This window comes from Rhodococcus sp. BH5 (assembly GCF_027583855.1).
GTDB lineage: Bacteria > Actinomycetota > Actinomycetes > Mycobacteriales > Mycobacteriaceae > Rhodococcus_F > Rhodococcus_F qingshengii.
Genome location: NZ_JAJHVW010000007.1, coordinates 151079 through 169770 on the forward strand (window position 1 = coordinate 151079; position 18692 = coordinate 169770).

The following is an 18692-nucleotide window of genomic DNA, read 5'->3' on the forward strand; positions in this document are numbered from 1 at the left end:
CCACGAATGCGCCGACAGGGGATCTGCGCGGGTGGAAGCAAGTCTTCGTAGACAACTTCGATCGCTGCGAGTTGGGAGAAATGTGGGGGGCGTACAGCGGCAAGCCTGGGGGTGATCCTCACAGTTGGTGGGAGCCTGAGCAAGTCAGCGTCACCGAAGGGGTTTTGCGCCTGCGTGCGCAGCAGGATGGTGACCAGTGGGTCACTGGCGGTGTTTCTAACAGTGCAGTGTCGCAAACTTATGGGAAATGGATGGTTCGTCTGCGGGCGGGGGTATCGGACGAGATCAGCTATCATGTGTTGCTGTGGCCGCGAGACGAGGTATGGCCGCCAGAGATCGACATCGCGGAAAGTGTGTCGGGTCGACGTGAGTCGATGTCATCTTTCATTCATTGGTCCGACGAAGGTGAGCATCACTTCGCACAAGCGGACACAACTGGTCGATTCGACGAATGGCATACCGTCGGTGTGGAGTGGGGCCCGGGAATTGTTCGGTACCTTGTCGACGATCGTGAGTGGGCTGAATTCGAATCATCTTTTGTTCCATCGACTTCCATGTGGTTGGGGATTCAGGCGCAAGCCGGGGCATGTGACAAGCAGAGGGAGTGGGGAACGGGGGATTGCCCGGTTTCGGGGTCGCCGGCAATCGCTGACATCGATATCGATTGGGTCAGCGTCTACTCGCCCGATTTCGCGGCTCTGGCAGCTGTCGAGTCTGCGCGAAGTACTGATCTCGAACTGATCGAACTGACTCCACGTCGGTAGTAGCTGTGGATTAATTGTCGCTGAAAATTTATACCTTTAGTCCCAATTGGTGCGTTATGCTCTCGTAGCAGATGAACATTCACTGCGACTAGACGGTGGCATGATGGTAAATCCACGGCAGCGAGTTTCGAAGCGGTTCTTCGGTTGGCTCAATCTTCTTCTTCTGTCTGTTCTTGTGGGAATAGTGCCGCAGGCAACTGTGAGCGCAGCTTCGCTGTGTTCTTCGGTAGCGAGCTCCGGTACCAAACCTGCTCCGGTCGGGAATATTTCGACCTGGCCGAAGTGGCGCCAGATCTTCATCGACAACTTCGACCGGTGTTCGCTGGGCGGGGACTGGGGTCCTTACTATGGTGCACCAGGTGGCAATTCGGCGAGCTGGTGGGATCCGTCGATGGTTCGCCTCGACGGTGGCAAGCTGCAGCTTCGTGCGCAACAAGTAGATGGTCGATGGCTCACGGGTGGGGTTTCCAACTTCACCCGCGCGCAGCAGTATGGCAAATGGGAAATGAGATTTAGAGCAGACAAGTCCGACGAGATCAGCTTCCATCTTCTGTTGTGGCCGAAGAATGAAATATGGCCCCCCGAGATCGACATTGCGGAAACTGTTGACGGAAACCGGAAGTCGATGTCGGCGTTCGTACACTGGAATACACCGACAGATGGATTCGGTCAGGGGCAAGCAGACATCACAGGCGACTTCAGCAACTGGAATACGGTGGGAGTGGAGTGGGGGCCAGGAATTGTTCGCGGCACTCTCAACGGTCGCGTGTGGACTACGTTCGAATCTGCAACCAAGGTTCCGGCGACGCCGATGTGGCTCGGACTGCAAACCGAGTCCGGGGCCTGCGCGCGGAAAGTGGCGTGGGGAGTGGGGTCCTGTCCATCTGCGGGTACGCCTGCGGTCTCGAACGTCGAAATCGATTGGGTGAGCGTCTATGCCCCCGGCTGGTGATCGACCGTCGATTCGTTGGATTCGATTTGAGTCGGAGTACGTGCGGCGCGTCGCAACATTCCGACCAGTGGAACCGAAACAATTGCTGCGGAGAGAATTTCGGCCGCGAGGTAGGACCAGCCGACACCGGCTATGCCGACGTGAGGTGTCAGGACAATTGATCCGGCGATGACCACGATGGTGTTGAGTACTTGCGCAACAACAGCCGAGCCCATTCTTTGGTACACCCTGGCGAGTGCGTTGTGTAGAACGACGAGTGCGGATATCGGAATGATGATCGCAGACAAGCGAAGTAGGGTCGTGCCTTCTCTCCGATAGTGATCGCCGACGGATCCCAGCGCAACCGGTGCCACGAGTGCGAGAAAGATTGCACCGAGAACGGCGAGTCCGGACAGTAGTGCGATGAATCGACGGGTCAGTGGCTGTATCTGCGTCGGAAAGGCGCTCGCCTCTGAGACGAATGGGCCCATGAGCATGTAGAAGAGTACGAACAGGGCGCTCACCAATGCCCAGGTTATCGCGAAGTATGCATTCTCCTCCGCGCCGAGAAGTGAAATGACAACGAGCGGCACTGCAAGCGGGGCAAGGGAACCGAGCGTCATGAGGCCGTACGAGTGGCCGAAGTACGACCACAGTTCACGTGCAGGGGGAAGTGCCGGTTGGGCCGCGGACTCACCTCGCGTGCGCAGTTTCCGACGTATCGCAACACCGAGGACCAGGGCCGCGATCGCCGCCGACCCACCCCAGGCTCCGACGACAGCAAGTTCATGCGCTGTGAATGCCAGTGACGCGACAAGAGCTAGTTTGGCGATGGCATGAACGATGTTCTTCGCGGCTGACCACCTCGCAACTCGAAGACCGTTGGTGGTCTGGTCTTCGAGGGCGAACAGCGCGAGGGTAACGACGAGCCCTACATACGAGAGCATGGCCCACCCCGAGGAGAACAGTTTTTCACGTGGACCGAACATCAACAGTGCGGTGGCGAGGATTGTCGCGAGGAGCGCTACGAGGAGATATCCGCGCGCCACCAGTGCGCCGGCACGGCTTCCTGCCAAAGGTAGGAATCGCTCGTACATCGATCCGAGGCTCAACGTAGACAGAGTGGACAGTACCACCGCCGAATTGATCACCGCAGATGCCCGGCCGACAACGTCGACCGGATACATCCGAGCTGTGACTGCCCAGAACACCAGCCCGAGTACTGCCGTGACGGCGCCCGAGATCAGCACGGCGATCGAGTCGTACTCGAACTTGCGCTTGTCTGTAGCTGGCGTTTCTGGTGATGCCACGGTTGTGACCGGTGATGAGTGCGTCATGTCCACTTTCGGAAGTCGATCTTCCGATGCTACTTGCCAGTAGTTAACTTGTGCATGTCGACGGGTCGGTCAAAATTGCTCTATTGAGAATCGTTGCTCTTCAAGGCGGGTGATAGCGCGAATAAATTGTGAACTTCCATGTGCGAGCGATTTGCCTGATGCGACCGACTGGTCGGGTTTGTGCAGTCCAGTACGATGGCGCCGTGGCTAATGGCGAGGGCGAAGTATGTGCATGCGGTCATGCAGAGGTGGCACACAGCCATCATCGTGCGGGAACCGACTGCGCCCTCTGTGACTGCGTCAGGTTCAAGCGTCGTGGGAGCATACTTTCCCGTCTGCTTCGCTGAACAGCTCGCTTTCAGCGTTTGGAGTGTCGGCCACCTGACGTGGGGCCGGCCTTGACCGCGCTACCGGGCGGACGGGCGAGAATCACGGCGATGGCAGTGGTGAGTGGAACCGAAAGCGCCAGGGCTATTCCGCCGACAGCGGACCTTACGATCTCGATTGCGACGGCGTCACCGACCAGGACGTCCTGAAGAGGGCGCCCGCTGACGCTGAAGAGCAGTAGCAGTGGCAGCGCCCCACCCGCGTACGCGAGAACCAAGGTGTAGACCGTGCTGGCGATGTGATCACGTCCGACCCGCATCGCACCGCCGAAGACTTTTCGACGGGACGCATGCTTGTCGAGTTCGGCCAACTCGAATGCCGAGGATGCCTGGGTGATGGTGACGTCGTTGAGAACGCCGAGCGAGCCGATGATGAAGCCCGCCAGCAGCAGGCCGGTGATGTCTATGTGCTCGATATAGGTCTGAACATTGGTGTTCTGCTCTTCAGACAAACCGGTGAGGTGTGTCAGTTCAATGCAGAGGTAGGAGAGAACCGCGGCGAGCACCATGGCGGCAAGGGTGCCGAGCAAAGCAGAACTGGTCTTGAGTGAGACCCCGTGCGCCAGATAGAGAACCGCGTACAAGATCACCGCCCCGGCGACCAGCGCAACCGGTATCGCAGGCTTGCCGTCGAGCAGAGCGGGTAGGAGAAACCCGACGACTACGCCGAAGGCGATCACCAGGCCGACGAGTGCGCGCAGCCCTCTCCACCGTGCGACTGCGATGATGACGACGGCGAACGCGATGACGATCAACGCCAGCGGGAGCCCACGCGAATAGTCTTCGAAGGAGTACTGCGTGTTTCCGTTCGGGTCGGTCTGACGCACCAGCCGAATGTGGTCACCCACGCGAAGGTCCGGCTGACCGGCGCCCGGAATGACCTCGAGCAATGTCTTCGTTCCGGCATTCGGCCCGGATTCGATATCGACGATACTTCGCTGGCACTGGTAGGCGGAGGTAGGCGGCGGTTGCGGGGCACCGACGAATACCCTTCCGGCAGAGGAACTTCCGCAGTCGCCGAGATCCTGCATCGTGACGGTGCCCGCCTCGGTTTCCACCGAGCTGCCGTCGGCATTCTGGAAGGGGAGTGGGACGGGAATGGTGTTCTTGTCCGGCCACAGTGCGACAGCTGCCGCGACGACGACCATGCCGATGACGACGAGCAACCCGATGACGACGCGTGATGCGGTGGGGCCGATCTGAATGGGGCCACCGTGGCCATGGCCGTGACTCATCGGAAACTGAGTGTCGGACTGGGGATTTGCACCGGTGCAATGTTATCGGCTCCGAAGCGAATGGTCAGCTTCTGACGGCAGTGTCGGTGAAAGGCAGTGTCGCTGCAAGGCAGAGTCGGCGAAAACCGGTGCTACCGATGAGGGGTTGTGAAACTGGGATTGGTCGAGCTGGGTGGCGGGGAACAGGGGGGGTTGTCCCCGCCACCAACCTGGTATCCACAGGGGGGGGAGGGATACCAGGTGCTCGCGGCACCGAAGTGCTGCTAACTAATGTACCCAATTTCAAACCGATTTGGCGCGTTGTCCAACTACCAATTTCACAACGAATCACGTACCGGTTGGACCGTTTTCACATCGGGGCAGGTCACTAAATAGTTAAAGAGTCAATCAAACCGCCTGGTTTGCGAAAAATGTGACCAAGGTCGCACAAATGACCCGCAGTTTTACGTTTACGGGGCATTTGTACAACGAATTGTTTACTCGATTTCAGCCGGATTCAGCGTGAGAATCTACTGTTTGTAACTGGTGAGGAAGTTGCCGAATCGCTCGATGGCCACGGAGAGATCTCGGGCCCACGGAAGGGTGACGATCCGAAGGTGATCGTGATTCGGCCAATTGAACCCGGTGCCTTGAACCATCAGGATCTTCTCCTGGAGAAGCAGGTCCTGAACCAATTTCTCGTCGTCGTAGATCTCGTAGACGTTCGGATCCAGACGAGGGAACGCGTAGAGCGCGCCGCGAGGCTTCACACACGAAACGCCCGGAATCATGTTCAATCGCTCCCAAGCGACGTCGCGCTGCTCGAGCAGGCGGCCGCCGGGCAGGATCAGGTCTTCGATGCTCTGGTGACCGCCGAGGGCGACCTGAATGGCGTGCTGTCCGGGGACGTTGGGGCACAGACGGGTCGACGCCAAGAGATCGAGTCCCTCGAGGAAGCCGGCCGCGTGATCCTTCGGGCCCGTGATCGCCACCCAGCCGGAGCGGTAGCCGGCGACGCGGTAGGCCTTCGAGAGGCCGTTGAACGTCAGGCACAGCAGATCAGGGGCAAGTGTTGCCAGCGAGATGTGCTTGGCGTCGTCGTAGAGGATCTTGTCGTAGATCTCGTCGGCGAGCAGCAGAAGCTGATGCTTGCGTGCCAGATCGACCAACTGCTGCAGAACCTCCATCGAGTACACCGCACCCGTGGGGTTGTTCGGGTTGATGACGAGGAGAGCCTTGGTCTTGTCGGTGATCTTGGATTCGATATCGGCGATATCGGGATTCCAGTCGTTGGCCTCGTCGCAGAGGTAGTGGACGGGCGTGCCTCCGGACAAGCTCGTCATCGCAGTCCACAGGGGGTAGTCCGGTGCTGGAATCAGAACCTCGTCGCCGTTGTTGAGGAGGGCCTGCATGGTCATCGTGATCAGTTCGGAAACACCGTTGCCGAGGTAGATGTCGTCGACGTCGAGCTCGGGGAAGCCGGGAACCAGCTCGTAACGCGTCACGATTGCGCGCCGCGCCGACAGAATGCCCTTCGACTCCGAATAGCCCTGTGCATAGGGCAGGGCGGCGATCATGTCCCGCATGATCACATCGGGGGCGTCGAATCCGAACGGTGCCGGGTTGCCGATGTTGAGCTTGAGGATCCGGTGTCCTTCCGCCTCCAACCGGGCGGCATGCGCGTGCACCGGTCCACGGATTTCGTACAGGACGTTCTGGAGCTTCGACGACTGCTCCAGCTCGCGCTGCGGCTGACGGTGGCGGACGGGTTCTGGTGTGCTCACGAGTTACATGATTCCACCACTGTGCAAGTGCATTGTCGGGGACCGTGTCGCACGCCCCGTTGGCTATTGTCGAGCGATGACCCCCAGCGAGCAGATTGCAGCCCCGTACGGATCGTGGACTTCTCCGATCGGAGCAGCTGATCTGGCTGCAGGTGGGCATCCTGTCGAGGGTGGACGATACGTCGGTGACGAGATCTGGTGGGCTGAACTTCGTCCGACCGAGGGTGGTCGGACCTCGATCCGTCGATCTGGTCTCGACAACCAACCCGTCGACATCCTCCCCGCGCCGTGGAACGCGCGAACCAGGGTTCACGAGTACGGCGGTGGCGCCTGGACGGTCACCGAGTCCGGAAAACTGGTCTTCAGTGAATTCTCCGATCAACGGGTGTACATCCTCGAAGGAGTCACTCCACGGGCTCTGACGCCCGAACCGGCGTCGCCGGCCGCGTGGCGATACGCAGACCTGCAGATCGTGAACGGCGAGGTGTGGGCGGTTCGGGAAGCGCACGCGGAGGACGGGGCGATCACTCGCGATATCTGCGCGATTCCGCTGGACGGTTCCGGCAACATCCGCTCGATCGTCGGCGGCTCGGACTTCCTCTCGTCACCGAGGCTTTCGCCGAGTGGAACCAAGATCGCCTGGATCGCATGGAACCATCCGCAAATGCCCTGGGACGGTACCGAACTGAGGGTAGCTCCACTCGTCGACGGCGTCGCTCAGGCGTATTCCGTGCTGATCGGCGGACTTGAAGAGTCCGTCCTGCAGCCGGAGTGGATCACCGACGACGAACTCTACGCAATCAGCGATCGCAGCGGCTGGTGGAACATCTATCACGTCGGCGGCAAGATCAGCCCGATTTGCCCGGTGAACGCGGATTTCGGTGGCCCGCAGTGGCGCTTCGGTGGGCGCTGGTTCGTCGAACTCGGCAACGGGCACCTTCTCACCGCACGCACCGTCGGAACCGACACGCTGGCGGTACTCGACCCGGCGTCGGGGGAACTGCGCGACATCGCGACCCCGGGTGTCACCAGCATCGGCCTCATGCAGGTTCGCGGCGATCGGTTACTGCTCATCTCGGGAGGCGCGAAACTGGCGGGCGCGCTACGTGAACTGGACCTCGGTACCGGCGAACTCACCGAAATCCGTTCGTCGGTCGAAGAATTGCCCGAGTCTGCCTACCTTCCGGAAGCGCGAGCCGTCGTGGCTCACGGACACGGGCGAGAAGTTCACGCCGTTGCGTATCCGCCGCGCAGTCCGCGATACAAAGGGCTCGACGATGAACGACCGCCGTATGTCGCGTTTGTTCACGGTGGGCCGACGGCGCACGTCGCACCGGCCCTCAACCTCGTCTACGCCTTCTTCACCAGCCGCGGAATCGGCGTCGTCGACGTGAACTACGGCGGGTCGACCGGTTACGGACGTGAGTACCGTAATCGATTGCGTGGTCAGTGGGGTGTCGTCGACGTGCAGGACGTCGTCACCGCCGTCAACGGGTTGGCCGAGCAGGGGCTTGCCGATCCGGCCCGCCTTGCCATCGAAGGCGGATCCGCCGGTGGTTGGACCGTTCTGGCCGCACTGACGACGTCCGACGTGTTCGCTTGTGGTGCTTCCTATTTCGGCGTGGCCGAACTGGACCTGTTCGTGCAGGAAACTCACGATTTCGAATCGCGTTACGTCGACGGTTTGATCGGCCCGCTGCCGGAATCTGCCGACCTGTACGCGGAACGTGCTCCACTCAACAACGTCGACGGGTTGAACTGCCCGGTGTTGCTTCTCCAGGGTCTCGACGATCCGATCGTGCCACCCTCGCAGGCGGAGCGATTCCGGGATGCTCTGGTGGCCAAGGGCATTCCGCACGCGTACCTGGCCTACGAGGGTGAATCTCACGGATTCCGCAAGCAGTCGACCATCATCAGCTCACGCAACGCCGAGCTGTCCTTCTACGGGCAGGTGCTCGGATTCACTCCACCCGGCATTCCGACGCTCGAGCTGTGGAAGCCTGCGATCAGTAGCTGACGGCCCCGTGGCTGCGCGCGAAGGCCGCCAGGATCCGACTTGCCACCAGTGACGGGGTCGACAGGTCGGCCCACGTCCACCTCGCGACCTCCCACCCTGCGTCACGGAGTCGGTCTTCGCGGAGCTTCTCGTTCCAGAGCGCGTCCTCGGGGCTGCGACCGGCGGGCACCAGTCGGCCGTACTTGATGCGGCCGTCGAACTCTCCGATGGTGCGCTGCTCACGCCACAGGAAGTCGACGCGGCCGGCGAACCCTCGAGCGTCGTGGATGTCGACCTGGGGTTCGGGGAGCGGTAAGTGTTCGTGCAGGAACAATGCGAGGCTCCGTGATTCACCGACGCTTTCGATACGGGAGTCCATCGCGGTGAGCGCGTGGAGCGCATGTCGATGGCGCGGATCGTTCGGGCTGAGTGCCAGCGATGCTGCAACCGCGTCCTTGGGCAACCTTGAACGGTGCAACGCTGAATTGCCCACGACGAGAGCCTGTTCGAAAGTGAGTGTCCTCGCGAGATCCGCAACAGTTCGTGCCGGAGTCGTGACGCGCAGCCCATCGACTTCGGTGATCTCGTTGTCCGCCAGCCATGTCGAGTGCACGTGACGTCGAGCGGACTTTCGGCCACCACCTCGCCGGTTCCGGGACAGGTGAACGACCTCGAGCGGAGTGTTCCAGAGTTCGAAACCGTGCAGAACCGCAGCCGAGACGTGGCTGACGGTGGCACCGGGTGAAGCGGCGCAGGCCACGGCCTCTGCCCGTAATCGATGTCGTCCGTATGCGTCGAGGCGGGACAGGTGGCCGCTGTCCACGTACGCACCACGATGGATTCTGGCCCAGGTTCCACTAGCGCAGGCCTGTCGGATCTCGGCATCGGTGCGACCGATCGACAGTTGGTCCGGCCTGCGGATGATATGTGTCTGTTCCCCCATGTCGATCGATCTTGCTGTGCCCGGCGCTGGAAAGGAAGCCGTGACCCCGGGGGTGTGGATAGCCGTGAGTGAACACCACTTGTCCACAGCTCGAACCGGTTTCGCGTCGCTGGAGAGGGTGTTCGGTATGGGAAACGGTGGCAGGTTCCCGGTGTCGCGCTCTAGGAAACCCTTGCGTCCGGAGCGTTCGCGTGCCAGGCTGTTCAACTATGACTACAGGAAAGGCGGACACCGCCACCGTCGCGTGAGCGCCGCACCGATTCGCTCGTCGGCATCACATCGAGCGACATTGCCCGAGAACTTCAATCTCTTCGATGAAGACAGTCTGGCCCTGGAAAAGATCCGCGACGTGTGGCTCGAACGCGGATTGTGTACTCGTCCTGCTGATCGAAACACCGCAGAAGCCTCTGTCGCGCAACTGTATCGACGTTCCGGGCTCCCGAAACCGGAGTTCGTCTGGGTCCCGTCGCCGTCTGCTGGTTCGGACCTGATCGTCACCGAAGGACTGTCGACCAAGATGTCATTGGACGGCACCGGCCTCGACTGCGCTTCCGGGTATATCGCGAGCATGTTTGCGGCATCGCGCCGACGCATGGACGCGCGAATCGAATGTCGGAGAACTGGCTGGCAGATGGAACGCCGGCAGGGGGAGCGCCTGATCAGGGCGTCCATTTGGGAATCGTTGCACACCACGCTGTTCGACGGCGTCGCAGCTGCGATACGAACGATGTCGACTCCGGTGGCCGGGGAAGTGACCTGGTACGGGCAGCAGGACGCACATCGAATCGCGTACTACGACACATGCCATCGATTCGGTCTTGCGACCTTCCGCTCGGAAGACCGTGAACTCCTCGACGTGCAGACCGCACTGGCCGACTCGACCGGGTGGTGGTGGGCGTTCGACGACGTGTGCATCATGGCGGAACGACCCACCGCCTTACATGCCGAACCGATTCCGGGCAGCGCGCAGGGAGCACGGCGCTTGCATCATTCTGATTCCCCCGCAATCGAATTCGTAGACGGTACAAAGGCGTTCGTTCTACACGGAGCGATCGTTCCAGACTGGGTAGTGCTCGACCCCACCGCCGAACGCATCGCACACGAGCGCAATGTAGAGATCCGTCGATGTGCAATCGAGCGGATCGGGTGGGATTCCTACATCGAGCTGGCGGGCCTGACACTGGTCGACCAAACCGACGATCCCGGTAACGCCGGTTGCCTGCTGCAGCTCCACGCGTCGCCGGAGGGCTGGGGTCGAAGTGGACGGATTCTCCTCGCGGTCAACGGTTCTCTCGAACGCGACGGGCATCGGCGTCGATACGGCCTTCACGTACCCGGATGGTTTACCTCCGCGTTGGATGCCGCCGGATGGACTTACGGCATCACCGGTACCGACTATTCCCGTCTCGTTCGTCGAACCTGAATCTCGAACCCTCTACCCTCAATCCTCAAACCTTGGGTGATACTTATGAACTCGAACATGACCTTGTCCGCTCTCACCAGCCTCACCGGCCTCGATGTCTTCGACTACCTGGACCAGGAAGTGTCCATTCCTGTGATCGACGGACTTCAGGCGCAAGGCGATCTCATCGTGATCCCGTTTTCGCTGCTCGCAAATATCGTGGCGCCTCTGCCATGGACACGCTCTGTGAGAGTGCCGCTCTCCGGCGTGGAACTGCTGCGAAGTGCGGCGGGAGGGAACCCCCACAGTCTGGTTGCAGACGAAGGGGAGTGCACGTGGTCGACGCCGGTGAAAGATGCTCGGGGCCTTGCACTCGGCATGCTCGACACCCGAGTGACCGCGTACCTCATCCACCCGGAGCACGGCGCGACCGGCATCGCTCAGGGACGATACGTCATCGGCCGGCAGCAGGAAAGGGGCGTCGGGCGTGCGCGCGGTGCGGTGATGCTTGTCGCCGATTGACACGCCGGCCTCGAGTTGGCGGGGGAGTGAGCACCACTTGCACAGGGCGAGCACCGGTTTCCGTGTGCTGGACGGTGTGTCGGGTCGAGGGAAAGGGTGCTCGGTCGGCAAAGGCTCCCGCACAAACACGAATGCCCTCACCGTGACGGTGAGGGCATTCGCGTGTGGTGCGCTTACTTCTTGCGGCCAGGAGCCTTCGCGCCGGCCTTGAATCCGAGTCCGCCTGCCTTGGGGGCGGGCGGCGCGGCAGCGGGCGCCGGAGCTTCCGCGGGTGCGGACGCCTCAGCAGGCGCTTCAGCGGGTTCTGCCTTCACAGGTTCGGCCTCGGGAGCCGGGGCCTCTGCAGCCGGCGCCGGGGCCGCAGCGGGAGCTGCCTTCCGGGCACCGGGAGCCTTTGCGCCCGACTTGAATCCGAGTCCGCCGGCCTTGGCAGCAGGCGGAGCCTTCGGGGCTTCCGCCTCGGCGGCCGGAGCCTCTGCCGGTGCAGCCGGAGCCTCTGCCAGAGCCTCTGCCGGAGCAGCAGCAGGTGCTTCAGAAGCAGGAGCAGCCTTTGCACCAGGAGCCTTGGCCCCACCCTTCATCTGCAGTCCCTTGCCGCCGGGTGCCTTGGCGCCGGACGCCAGGCCCAGACCCTTCGGCTTGGCGACGGGTGCAGCAGCTTCGGGTGCAGCAGCCTCAGCAGCCGGAGCTTCCGCTGCCGGCGCGGCAGCGGCCTTTGCTCCGGGTGCCTTGGCGGCGCCCTTCATCTGCAGTCCCTTGCCGCCGGGAGCCTTGGCCCCGCCTGCCAAGCCGAGACCCTTGGGCTTTGCGACAGGTGCTGCCGGTGCAGCAGCTTCGTCAGCGGGAGCTTCCGCGCTTGCGGCGGGAGCCGCCTTCTTGGCGCCAGGAGCCTTGGCCCCGCCGGCCATTCCGAGCCCCTTGCCTGGTGCCTTGGCGCCGGGAGCTTTCGCGCCTGGTGCTTTGGCGAGGCCCTTCATGGCCAGACCCTTGCCTGCCGGTGCAGCCTTGGCTTCCGGAGTCGCGGCGGCTTCCTCGACTTCGGCGACCCGATCCTGCTCGACGGTCTCAGCCTTTGCCTCAGCAGCGACCGGTGCCTTCTCGCGCGGGATCACCTTGATGTTCTCGCCGAGCTGGGCGGGATCGAGGCGGGTGACGGAGTTCAGCATCAGCTGCGCGACGTCGACGACCTCGACGCCTTCGCCCTGGCCTTGCTCCTGGCGGGCAGTGACGCCGTCGGTGAGCATGACGCGGCAGAACGGGCAACCCGTGGCGATCTTCTTGGGGTTGGTGGAGAGCGCTTCGTCGACGCGGTCGACGTTGATGCGCTTGCCGATGTTCTCTTCCATCCACATGCGAGCACCACCGGCACCACAGCACATGGAACGTTCGCCGTGACGCGGCATTTCGACGAGCTTGGAGCCTGAGGCTTCCATGAGTTCACGGGGAGCGTCGTAAACCTTGTTGTGGCGTCCGAGGAAGCACGGGTCGTGGTAGGTGACGTCTTCGCTCACGGACGCAACCGGGATCAGCTTCTTCTGGCGCACCAGACGGTTGAGCAGCTGAGTGTGGTGCACGACCTCGTAGTCGCCGCCCACCTCCGGGTACTCGTTGCCGAGGGCGTTGAAGCAGTGCGCACAGGTGACGACGATCTTGCGCTTCTTCTGCTCGATACCGTCGAAGACCGAATTGAGCATCTCGATGTTCTGCATCGCGAGCTGCTGGAACAAGAACTCGTTGCCGGCGCGACGTGCGGAGTCGCCGGTGCAGGTTTCGTCGGCGCCGAGGACCATGAACTTCACTCCCGCGGTGGCGAGGAGTTCGGCGACGGCCTTGGTGGTCTTCTTGGCACGGTCTTCGTAGGCGCCGGCGCAGCCGACCCAGAAGAGGTACTCGTAGTCCTCGAAGCTGTCGGCGTCCTTGCCGAAGACGGGGATCTCGAAGTCCATCTCGTTGATCCAGTTGAGGCGATCCTTGGAGTTCTGACCCCAGGGGTTGCCCTTGTTCTCGAGGTTCTTGAACAGGCCGGCGAGTTCGGAGGGAAACTCCGATTCGATCAGGACCTGGTAGCGACGCATGTCGATGATGTGGTCGACGTGTTCGATGTCGACGGGGCACTGTTCGACGCAGGCGCCGCAGTTGGTGCAGCTCCACAAGGTTTCGGCGTCGATGACCGGGGCCATCTCACCTTCGACGGTTTCACCGACGAGCTTGCGGTCGGCCTCGAGGCGCGCGGCCTCGGGGATGGCTGCGAGGGCGCCTTCCTTGACATTGCCTTCGCTGTCGACGAGACCGATCTCGTCGCCGCCCATGTCCTTGCGTCCACCAGCGAGCAGGTACGGGGCCTTGGCGTAGCCGTGGTCACGCAGCGACATGATGAGCAGCTTGGGCGAGAGCGGCTTTCCGGTGTTCCACGCGGGGCACTGGGACTGGCAACGACCGCACTCGGTGCAGGTGGTGAAGTCGAGCCAGCCCTTCCAGGAGAAGTCTTCGATGTTTCCGGCGCCGAGAGTGTCGGTGTCGGGGTCGACGTTCTCCATCGTCAGGACTTTGCCCTTGGACATCATGGGCTTTGCCGCGCCGAGGGCGACGGTGCCGTCGTCTTCACGCTTGAAGTAGATGTTGAAGAACGCCGAGAAGCGGTGCCACGCGACGCCCCAGGTGATGTTGCGGCCCACGATCGCGAGCCAGATCATGCCGGTCATCAGCTTCACGAATGCGAACACCGAGATCATGACGGGGCTGGCGGGAAGCAGTTTCGCGACCTGCATGGTGAAGAAGTCGGTCCACGGGTTGGCGTGACCGTAGGTCGCGATCTTGCCTGCCTTGACCATGATCATGCCCAGGCCCTCGAGCAGGACGATGCCTTCGATGACGTAGGCAGCCTTGAAGTTGGAGCCGCCGAAACGGGACAGGCGCGCGGGCAGACGCGGGTGGTTGAGCTGACGGATCACGATCAGCGTGGTGATACCGATGACGGTGCCCAGGCCGAGGATCTCGTCCCACAGGTGCCACGCCCACGTGTTACCGAAGATGGGCCAGTGGAACTCGGGGTTGAACGTCTGGCCGTAGGCCTCGAACCACAGCAGGAACCCACCGAGGAAGCCGACCATGACGAGCCAGTGGGCCCAGCCGACGCTGCGGAACTTGTTCATGCGCGTGTGCGCGATGAACTCGATGATCATCTGCTTGAAGCGAGGGAAGAACGGGCGCCATCGATCGGGTGCCGACTGGCCGATGCGCACGGTGTTGAACATCCTCAGCGCGCCTGAGAGGAAGATGTACCAACACACCAAGCTCAGCAGAGCACCAATCGTGCCCAACGTAATCGTCAGGGCATTCATGTCGCGGCCTTTCGTTTCAGGGCGACGCGTCGGCCACCTCGGGACAGCCCACTGATACTAACCTGCGTTATGTTACCCGCCAGTAACTAGCATTACCAGCCTGTAGGTACCGGCTGGTAACCGCTCGTGGCCTGGAGAGATCGATCTTCTGCGTCGGACGGGCTGGGCCAGACGCAGACATGTCTGGTCGTCACGTTAGGCGGTGCCCGTCAGGTGTCCATCTGTCAGGCAGCCCTAAGTCGGGATCCGAGCAGGTGATAACAACCGACCGGCTGTTATCGTTACGCCCGTCACGCACAGGGGAAACGGGTGGTGTGAGTCATCGACTGACGCCCGCCCGATCCCGGGGAGGATCAAAAATGTTCATTCGAAAAGCTGCGGCCGTCGCAGCGATGACCATTGCCGCTACGGGCATCGCTGCAGGTACTTCTTACGCAGCTCCGGAGACGTCACCCGACGTTTCGTACACCGCCGAGGTCGTCGACCAGGCCGTTGTCACCACCATCGACGCCGGAGCATTCCGGGTCTCGGGCGACGGAACTCACGTCGACTTGCAGAACAGCCAGGGCGCAACTCTCGTGAGCCTTCCGCTCGCGTTCAATCTCGGCGACGTTCAGTTCCCGTTCGACGAGACCGTCAGTGAGGACGGCAAGACCCTCACCCTCAAGCCGAACCTGGACCCGGCCAGCTCCAAGCCGAAGCCGGTCGCTGCCGAGTTCACCCCGGTTGCTTCGCCTGACGAGGATCAGAAGGCAATCGAGAAGTTCCAGTCACAGCTCGGGCTTGCCACGCAGATCGGTAGCCTCACCGGCACGATCGTCGGGGCGGTCATCGGTTGCATCGTGGGTCTGCCCGGCCTGGTCGTCGGCTGCCTGCCCGGCATGGTCACAGGGGCCGGTATCGGTGGAGTCGCCGGTACCATCCTCGCCGGCGGCGGAACTGCCGTCGTCGCGGGCTTGGACCTGATCAAGGTTCTGAACGCTCCGGCTGGAACAACTCTCTTCCAGTAGAACGTCACGAACGCCGAAACGGGCGCCACACCTTCAGAAGGTGTGGCGCCCGTTTTGCTGTCTCGAGTAATGCGTGTGATCAGTAGTCGCGAACCTTCAGGCCTGGGTTGGCGGCGAGGATGTCGTTGATCGGCGTCGCGTACTGGGTCGGGGCTTCTTGCCCGAACAGTGTCTCTGCCTGAGCGATCTCGCACAGGGGAGAGGTGGCGACGTTGGACGCACTCGTGATGCCCACTGCCAACGTTCCGGAGACGATCGGGCCACCGCTGTCACCCTGCAGGACGCAGATGTTGGTGGTGAAGCCGTTGTCGAGGGTGTGATCCAAAACCTTTGCGACGCGGTTGACGCCGGTGACGACGCCGCAGCTGAAGCCTGTGGTCGATCCTGCCTTGCAGACCGGGGCGCCCACGACAGGATCGGCGGTACCGGTGATGTTGACCGAGCGGTTGAACGGGACCCGCACGCTGTTGTTCTCGAAGCGGTACTTCGCGTTGTCGTCGATGTTGATGATCGAGTAGTCGCGCCCGTCGAAGCTGCTCTTGGCGAAGTACCCGACGCGGGGCCCGGTCTGGTTGTTCACCATTGGGAAGACCTGGCTGGAGTTCGAGGTGCCGGCAGCGGCACGGTTGGGATCGCAGTGACCGGCGCTGATGTTGACTGTGCGTCCTGAACCGTCGGTGCCGTTGAAGCCGAACGAACAACGCAGTCCAGTGTTACCGGAGGTTGCGCCGAAGGCGTCTCCGCCCAGTGCAGCGTCGCCGGTTGCGGATCCGGTTGCGGGGATGAGGTCCGCGACGATCGGGGGAACCAGTAGCGGAGCAGCGGTATGGACGACGGTCCGCTTCAGGAATTCAGGCAATTCGATGCCGGCGGCAGGATCGGCCGTGAGGGCGACTCCGTTGCCGACGACGTCGACGGCGATGCCACGCACGAGGTCTGCGACCTCGGCAGGCTGCGAATCGAGCCAGGTGTTGAGTGCCGAGAGTTGACCTTGCAGAGCCTGCTCGCTCTGCGCGACGTCCTTGACCTCGAAACCGGCCTTCTCGGCGGCCTCGCGGGCAGCATCCTTGTCGCGACCGTCAGCGAGAGCGACGATGCCCTTGCCGAGGTCGTCGAGCCACACTCCGGCAAAAGAGTCGGGAAACTGGACGCGCGCGATGGCGGCGAACTCCGCGAGCTTCTGCGCGAGTTCGGAACGCGAGACGAACTGGTCGGGCGTCAGCGCCAAGTCGTGCTGTAGGGCTTCGGCGAGTTCGACGGGCAGATGGGCTGCCTGATCGGATACCCCGGATTCGTTCGGTTCTGCGTTCGCGACCGCGGTAATCGGTCCGAGGAGCAGCAGCGCGGCCGAACCGAACACTGCGGCGCGACGTGCGATGGAGCTTCGCATGTGGGCCTTTCCACTTCGTTGACCGCGTACCACCCCCCTGGGAGCACACGGATACGGCTCACGGACTTGTGGTGAGCCGATCACAGTCGACCATGACTATATGGGTTCGAACGCGCTATTCCCACCCGTTACATGAGCAGACAGCGCTGACCCCGACCGACAACAGCACTGTGCCCGCCGATCGCGAAACGGATCGGCGGGCACAGTGCGTGAATCAGTGGTTGGTCAACCTGCAGTGCGGACGCGGATTCCGGCACCGACACCGCCACCGGAAGCGCGATCTGCCGCGTCGAGGATGTCTCCGACCGGAATACCCAGATTCGAGGTTCCACCGGAGGTCGCCAGTACCAGGTTCGCTTCGTTGCAACTGGGTGCTCCGCTGCTGTTGGAGCCGCTGGTGATGCCCAGAGCCAAGGTTCCGGAGACGATGGCGCCGCCACTGTCCCCGGCGAGGGTGCACGCGGTGCCGGCGAATCCGCGAACGGTTCGTGAATCACCGTCCGCCATGACCAGTTGAGTTTCGACGCGATCGGCTGCCACGACACCACAGGTGAAGGACGACGTCTGGCCGGACTTGCAGATGGGAGCGCCGATCACGGGACGTGCTGTTCCGGTGATCGCGAGGGTGGTCCCGTTGGCACCGCGGACGGCAGCACGGTCGAGGCCCGCGTCGATGCCGGACTGGTCGAACTTGATGACCGAGTAATCGAGATCGCCGGCGTTGTTGCCGACGGAAGACTGTGAGAATGCTCCGATCAACTGACTGTCGTCGACGTTCGCGTGATTCGGCAGGTAGACGGGCGACTTCGAACCCTCGGCCGGATTGCAGTGTCCGGCACTGATATTGAGAGCATTGTTCTGATCGTCGACGGCGTTGAACCCGAACGAGCAGACCGAGATGTTCTCGGTCGGTGTCTCGCGAATGGGGCCTGTCGACGTGATGTAGGTGTCGCCGCCGAGTGCTCCGGGATCAACCGATCCGCCGCCATCCGGGCTGAGAACGATCTTGGTGTTCTCGAGCAGGGTCGGAAGATTGAGCGCCTGCCCGACGGGGCTGTTCGCGACGTCGATGACGACCTGGTTGTTCAGGACGTCGATAGTCGCCGTATTGACTGCGCGTGAGATTTCCTTGGGCAGCCCGGCAATCCATCCGTTGACGTCGGCCAGCGTCTTCTCGAGGGTGTCGGCGGAGACGGGGGCGACGTGCGTGCGGTAACCGTCGTCGGCCGCGATGCGTGCAGCTTCGGTGGTGGTGACGGCTACGACGGGTTGACCGTCGAGTCCCATCCACGAGCCGGCGTAGTCGCCAGGGCGCTCGGACTTGAATTCCTGGGCGTATGCACCGAGTTCCTGAGCTTTGGCAGCGCGGTCCAGATACTCCTGTGGGGAGATCTTCAGATCGCGTGTGATCGCCTCGACCAGCTCAGCCGGAAGCTGATCTGCCCCGAGCTGTTCGACATGCGTGTCGGAGGCGGGCTCTGCCGATGCCGTCGTGGTGAATGGAGCTGCGAGCAGTAGTGCCGAGGCGCCGACCACAGCGGTGCGGATCGCCAACGAGTTACGCATGAAATCCCTTCAAGTCCCCGGCACCGAGCCGGTAGGTACCGCACCCACCATAGGGGAAAAGTTTCGACGAGGAATATGTGCCTGTTGTCGGCAAGTCGAATTATTC

At 62.2% G+C, this 18692-nt stretch carries 13 protein-coding genes; 6 read left to right on the forward strand and 7 right to left on the reverse strand.

Annotated features, from left to right (window positions below):
- The first annotated feature begins 80 nt into the window (after nucleotides 1-80).
- Both RhoBH5_RS19185 and RhoBH5_RS19190 read left to right on the forward strand, forming a co-directional pair.
- The gene (locus RhoBH5_RS19185; RefSeq protein ID WP_134929618.1) at nucleotides 81-764 is read left to right on the forward strand and encodes a glycoside hydrolase family 16 protein; all 684 of its coding nucleotides are present in this window, start codon (nucleotides 81-83) and stop codon (nucleotides 762-764) included.
- 103 nt (nucleotides 765-867) lie between these two features.
- Nucleotides 868-1716 carry a glycoside hydrolase family 16 protein gene (locus tag RhoBH5_RS19190; RefSeq protein ID WP_270008686.1) on the forward strand — a complete coding sequence of 283 codons (849 nt, stop codon included), beginning with the start codon at nucleotides 868-870 and terminating at the stop codon, nucleotides 1714-1716.
- Here RhoBH5_RS19190 and RhoBH5_RS19195 read toward each other — a convergent pair.
- The 3 genes from RhoBH5_RS19195 to RhoBH5_RS19205 form a co-directional block, all read right to left on the reverse strand.
- On the reverse strand, nucleotides 1698-3005 hold the full coding sequence (locus tag RhoBH5_RS19195; RefSeq protein ID WP_270008687.1) for a lipopolysaccharide biosynthesis protein: 1308 nt from the start codon (nucleotides 3003-3005) through the stop codon (nucleotides 1698-1700). The genes RhoBH5_RS19190 and RhoBH5_RS19195 overlap by 19 nt on opposite strands.
- 385 nt (nucleotides 3006-3390) lie before the next feature.
- Nucleotides 3391-4653: a YibE/F family protein gene (locus RhoBH5_RS19200; RefSeq protein WP_003943628.1), complete on the reverse strand. Its 1263-nt coding sequence runs from the start codon at nucleotides 4651-4653 to the stop codon at nucleotides 3391-3393.
- A gap of 509 nt (nucleotides 4654-5162) precedes the next feature.
- Nucleotides 5163-6416: a pyridoxal phosphate-dependent aminotransferase gene (locus RhoBH5_RS19205; RefSeq protein WP_270008688.1), complete on the reverse strand. Its 1254-nt coding sequence runs from the start codon at nucleotides 6414-6416 to the stop codon at nucleotides 5163-5165.
- Between the two features lie 76 nt (nucleotides 6417-6492).
- Between RhoBH5_RS19205 and RhoBH5_RS19210 the strand changes: the two genes are divergently transcribed.
- Nucleotides 6493-8433 carry a S9 family peptidase gene (locus RhoBH5_RS19210; RefSeq protein WP_214924470.1) on the forward strand — a complete coding sequence of 647 codons (1941 nt, stop codon included), beginning with the start codon at nucleotides 6493-6495 and terminating at the stop codon, nucleotides 8431-8433.
- On the opposite strand, the gene RhoBH5_RS19215 is transcribed toward RhoBH5_RS19210, so the two are convergent.
- The gene (locus tag RhoBH5_RS19215; RefSeq protein WP_065352063.1) at nucleotides 8423-9355 is read right to left on the reverse strand and encodes a hypothetical protein; all 933 of its coding nucleotides are present in this window, start codon (nucleotides 9353-9355) and stop codon (nucleotides 8423-8425) included. The genes RhoBH5_RS19210 and RhoBH5_RS19215 overlap by 11 nt on opposite strands.
- Before the next feature lie 244 nt (nucleotides 9356-9599).
- Between RhoBH5_RS19215 and RhoBH5_RS19220 the strand changes: the two genes are divergently transcribed.
- Both RhoBH5_RS19220 and RhoBH5_RS19225 read left to right on the forward strand, forming a co-directional pair.
- A complete protein-coding gene (locus tag RhoBH5_RS19220) occupies nucleotides 9600-10778 on the forward strand; it encodes a DUF6745 domain-containing protein (RefSeq protein ID WP_270008689.1) in 1179 nt (392 codons plus the stop codon).
- A gap of 45 nt (nucleotides 10779-10823) precedes the next feature.
- Nucleotides 10824-11279: a hypothetical protein gene (locus tag RhoBH5_RS19225; protein WP_065352064.1), complete on the forward strand. Its 456-nt coding sequence runs from the start codon at nucleotides 10824-10826 to the stop codon at nucleotides 11277-11279.
- A gap of 173 nt (nucleotides 11280-11452) precedes the next feature.
- Here the strand turns inward: RhoBH5_RS19225 and RhoBH5_RS19230 are convergent, their stop codons facing one another.
- Nucleotides 11453-14620 carry a (Fe-S)-binding protein gene (locus tag RhoBH5_RS19230; protein WP_073512914.1) on the reverse strand — a complete coding sequence of 1056 codons (3168 nt, stop codon included), beginning with the start codon at nucleotides 14618-14620 and terminating at the stop codon, nucleotides 11453-11455.
- 359 nt (nucleotides 14621-14979) lie between these two features.
- On the opposite strand from RhoBH5_RS19230, the gene RhoBH5_RS19235 reads away from it, so the two are divergent.
- Nucleotides 14980-15630 (forward strand): glycine zipper family protein, encoded by a 651-nt coding sequence (locus RhoBH5_RS19235; RefSeq protein WP_003943407.1) that lies wholly within the window; start codon nucleotides 14980-14982, stop codon nucleotides 15628-15630.
- A gap of 79 nt (nucleotides 15631-15709) precedes the next feature.
- Here RhoBH5_RS19235 and RhoBH5_RS19240 read toward each other — a convergent pair whose 3' ends face one another.
- The gene (locus RhoBH5_RS19240; RefSeq protein ID WP_054187117.1) at nucleotides 15710-17020 is read right to left on the reverse strand and encodes a S1 family peptidase; all 1311 of its coding nucleotides are present in this window, start codon (nucleotides 17018-17020) and stop codon (nucleotides 15710-15712) included.
- 225 nt (nucleotides 17021-17245) lie between these two features.
- Nucleotides 17246-18586: a S1 family peptidase gene (locus RhoBH5_RS19245; protein WP_270008691.1), complete on the reverse strand. Its 1341-nt coding sequence runs from the start codon at nucleotides 18584-18586 to the stop codon at nucleotides 17246-17248.
- Nucleotides 18587-18692: the final 106 nt, after the last annotated feature.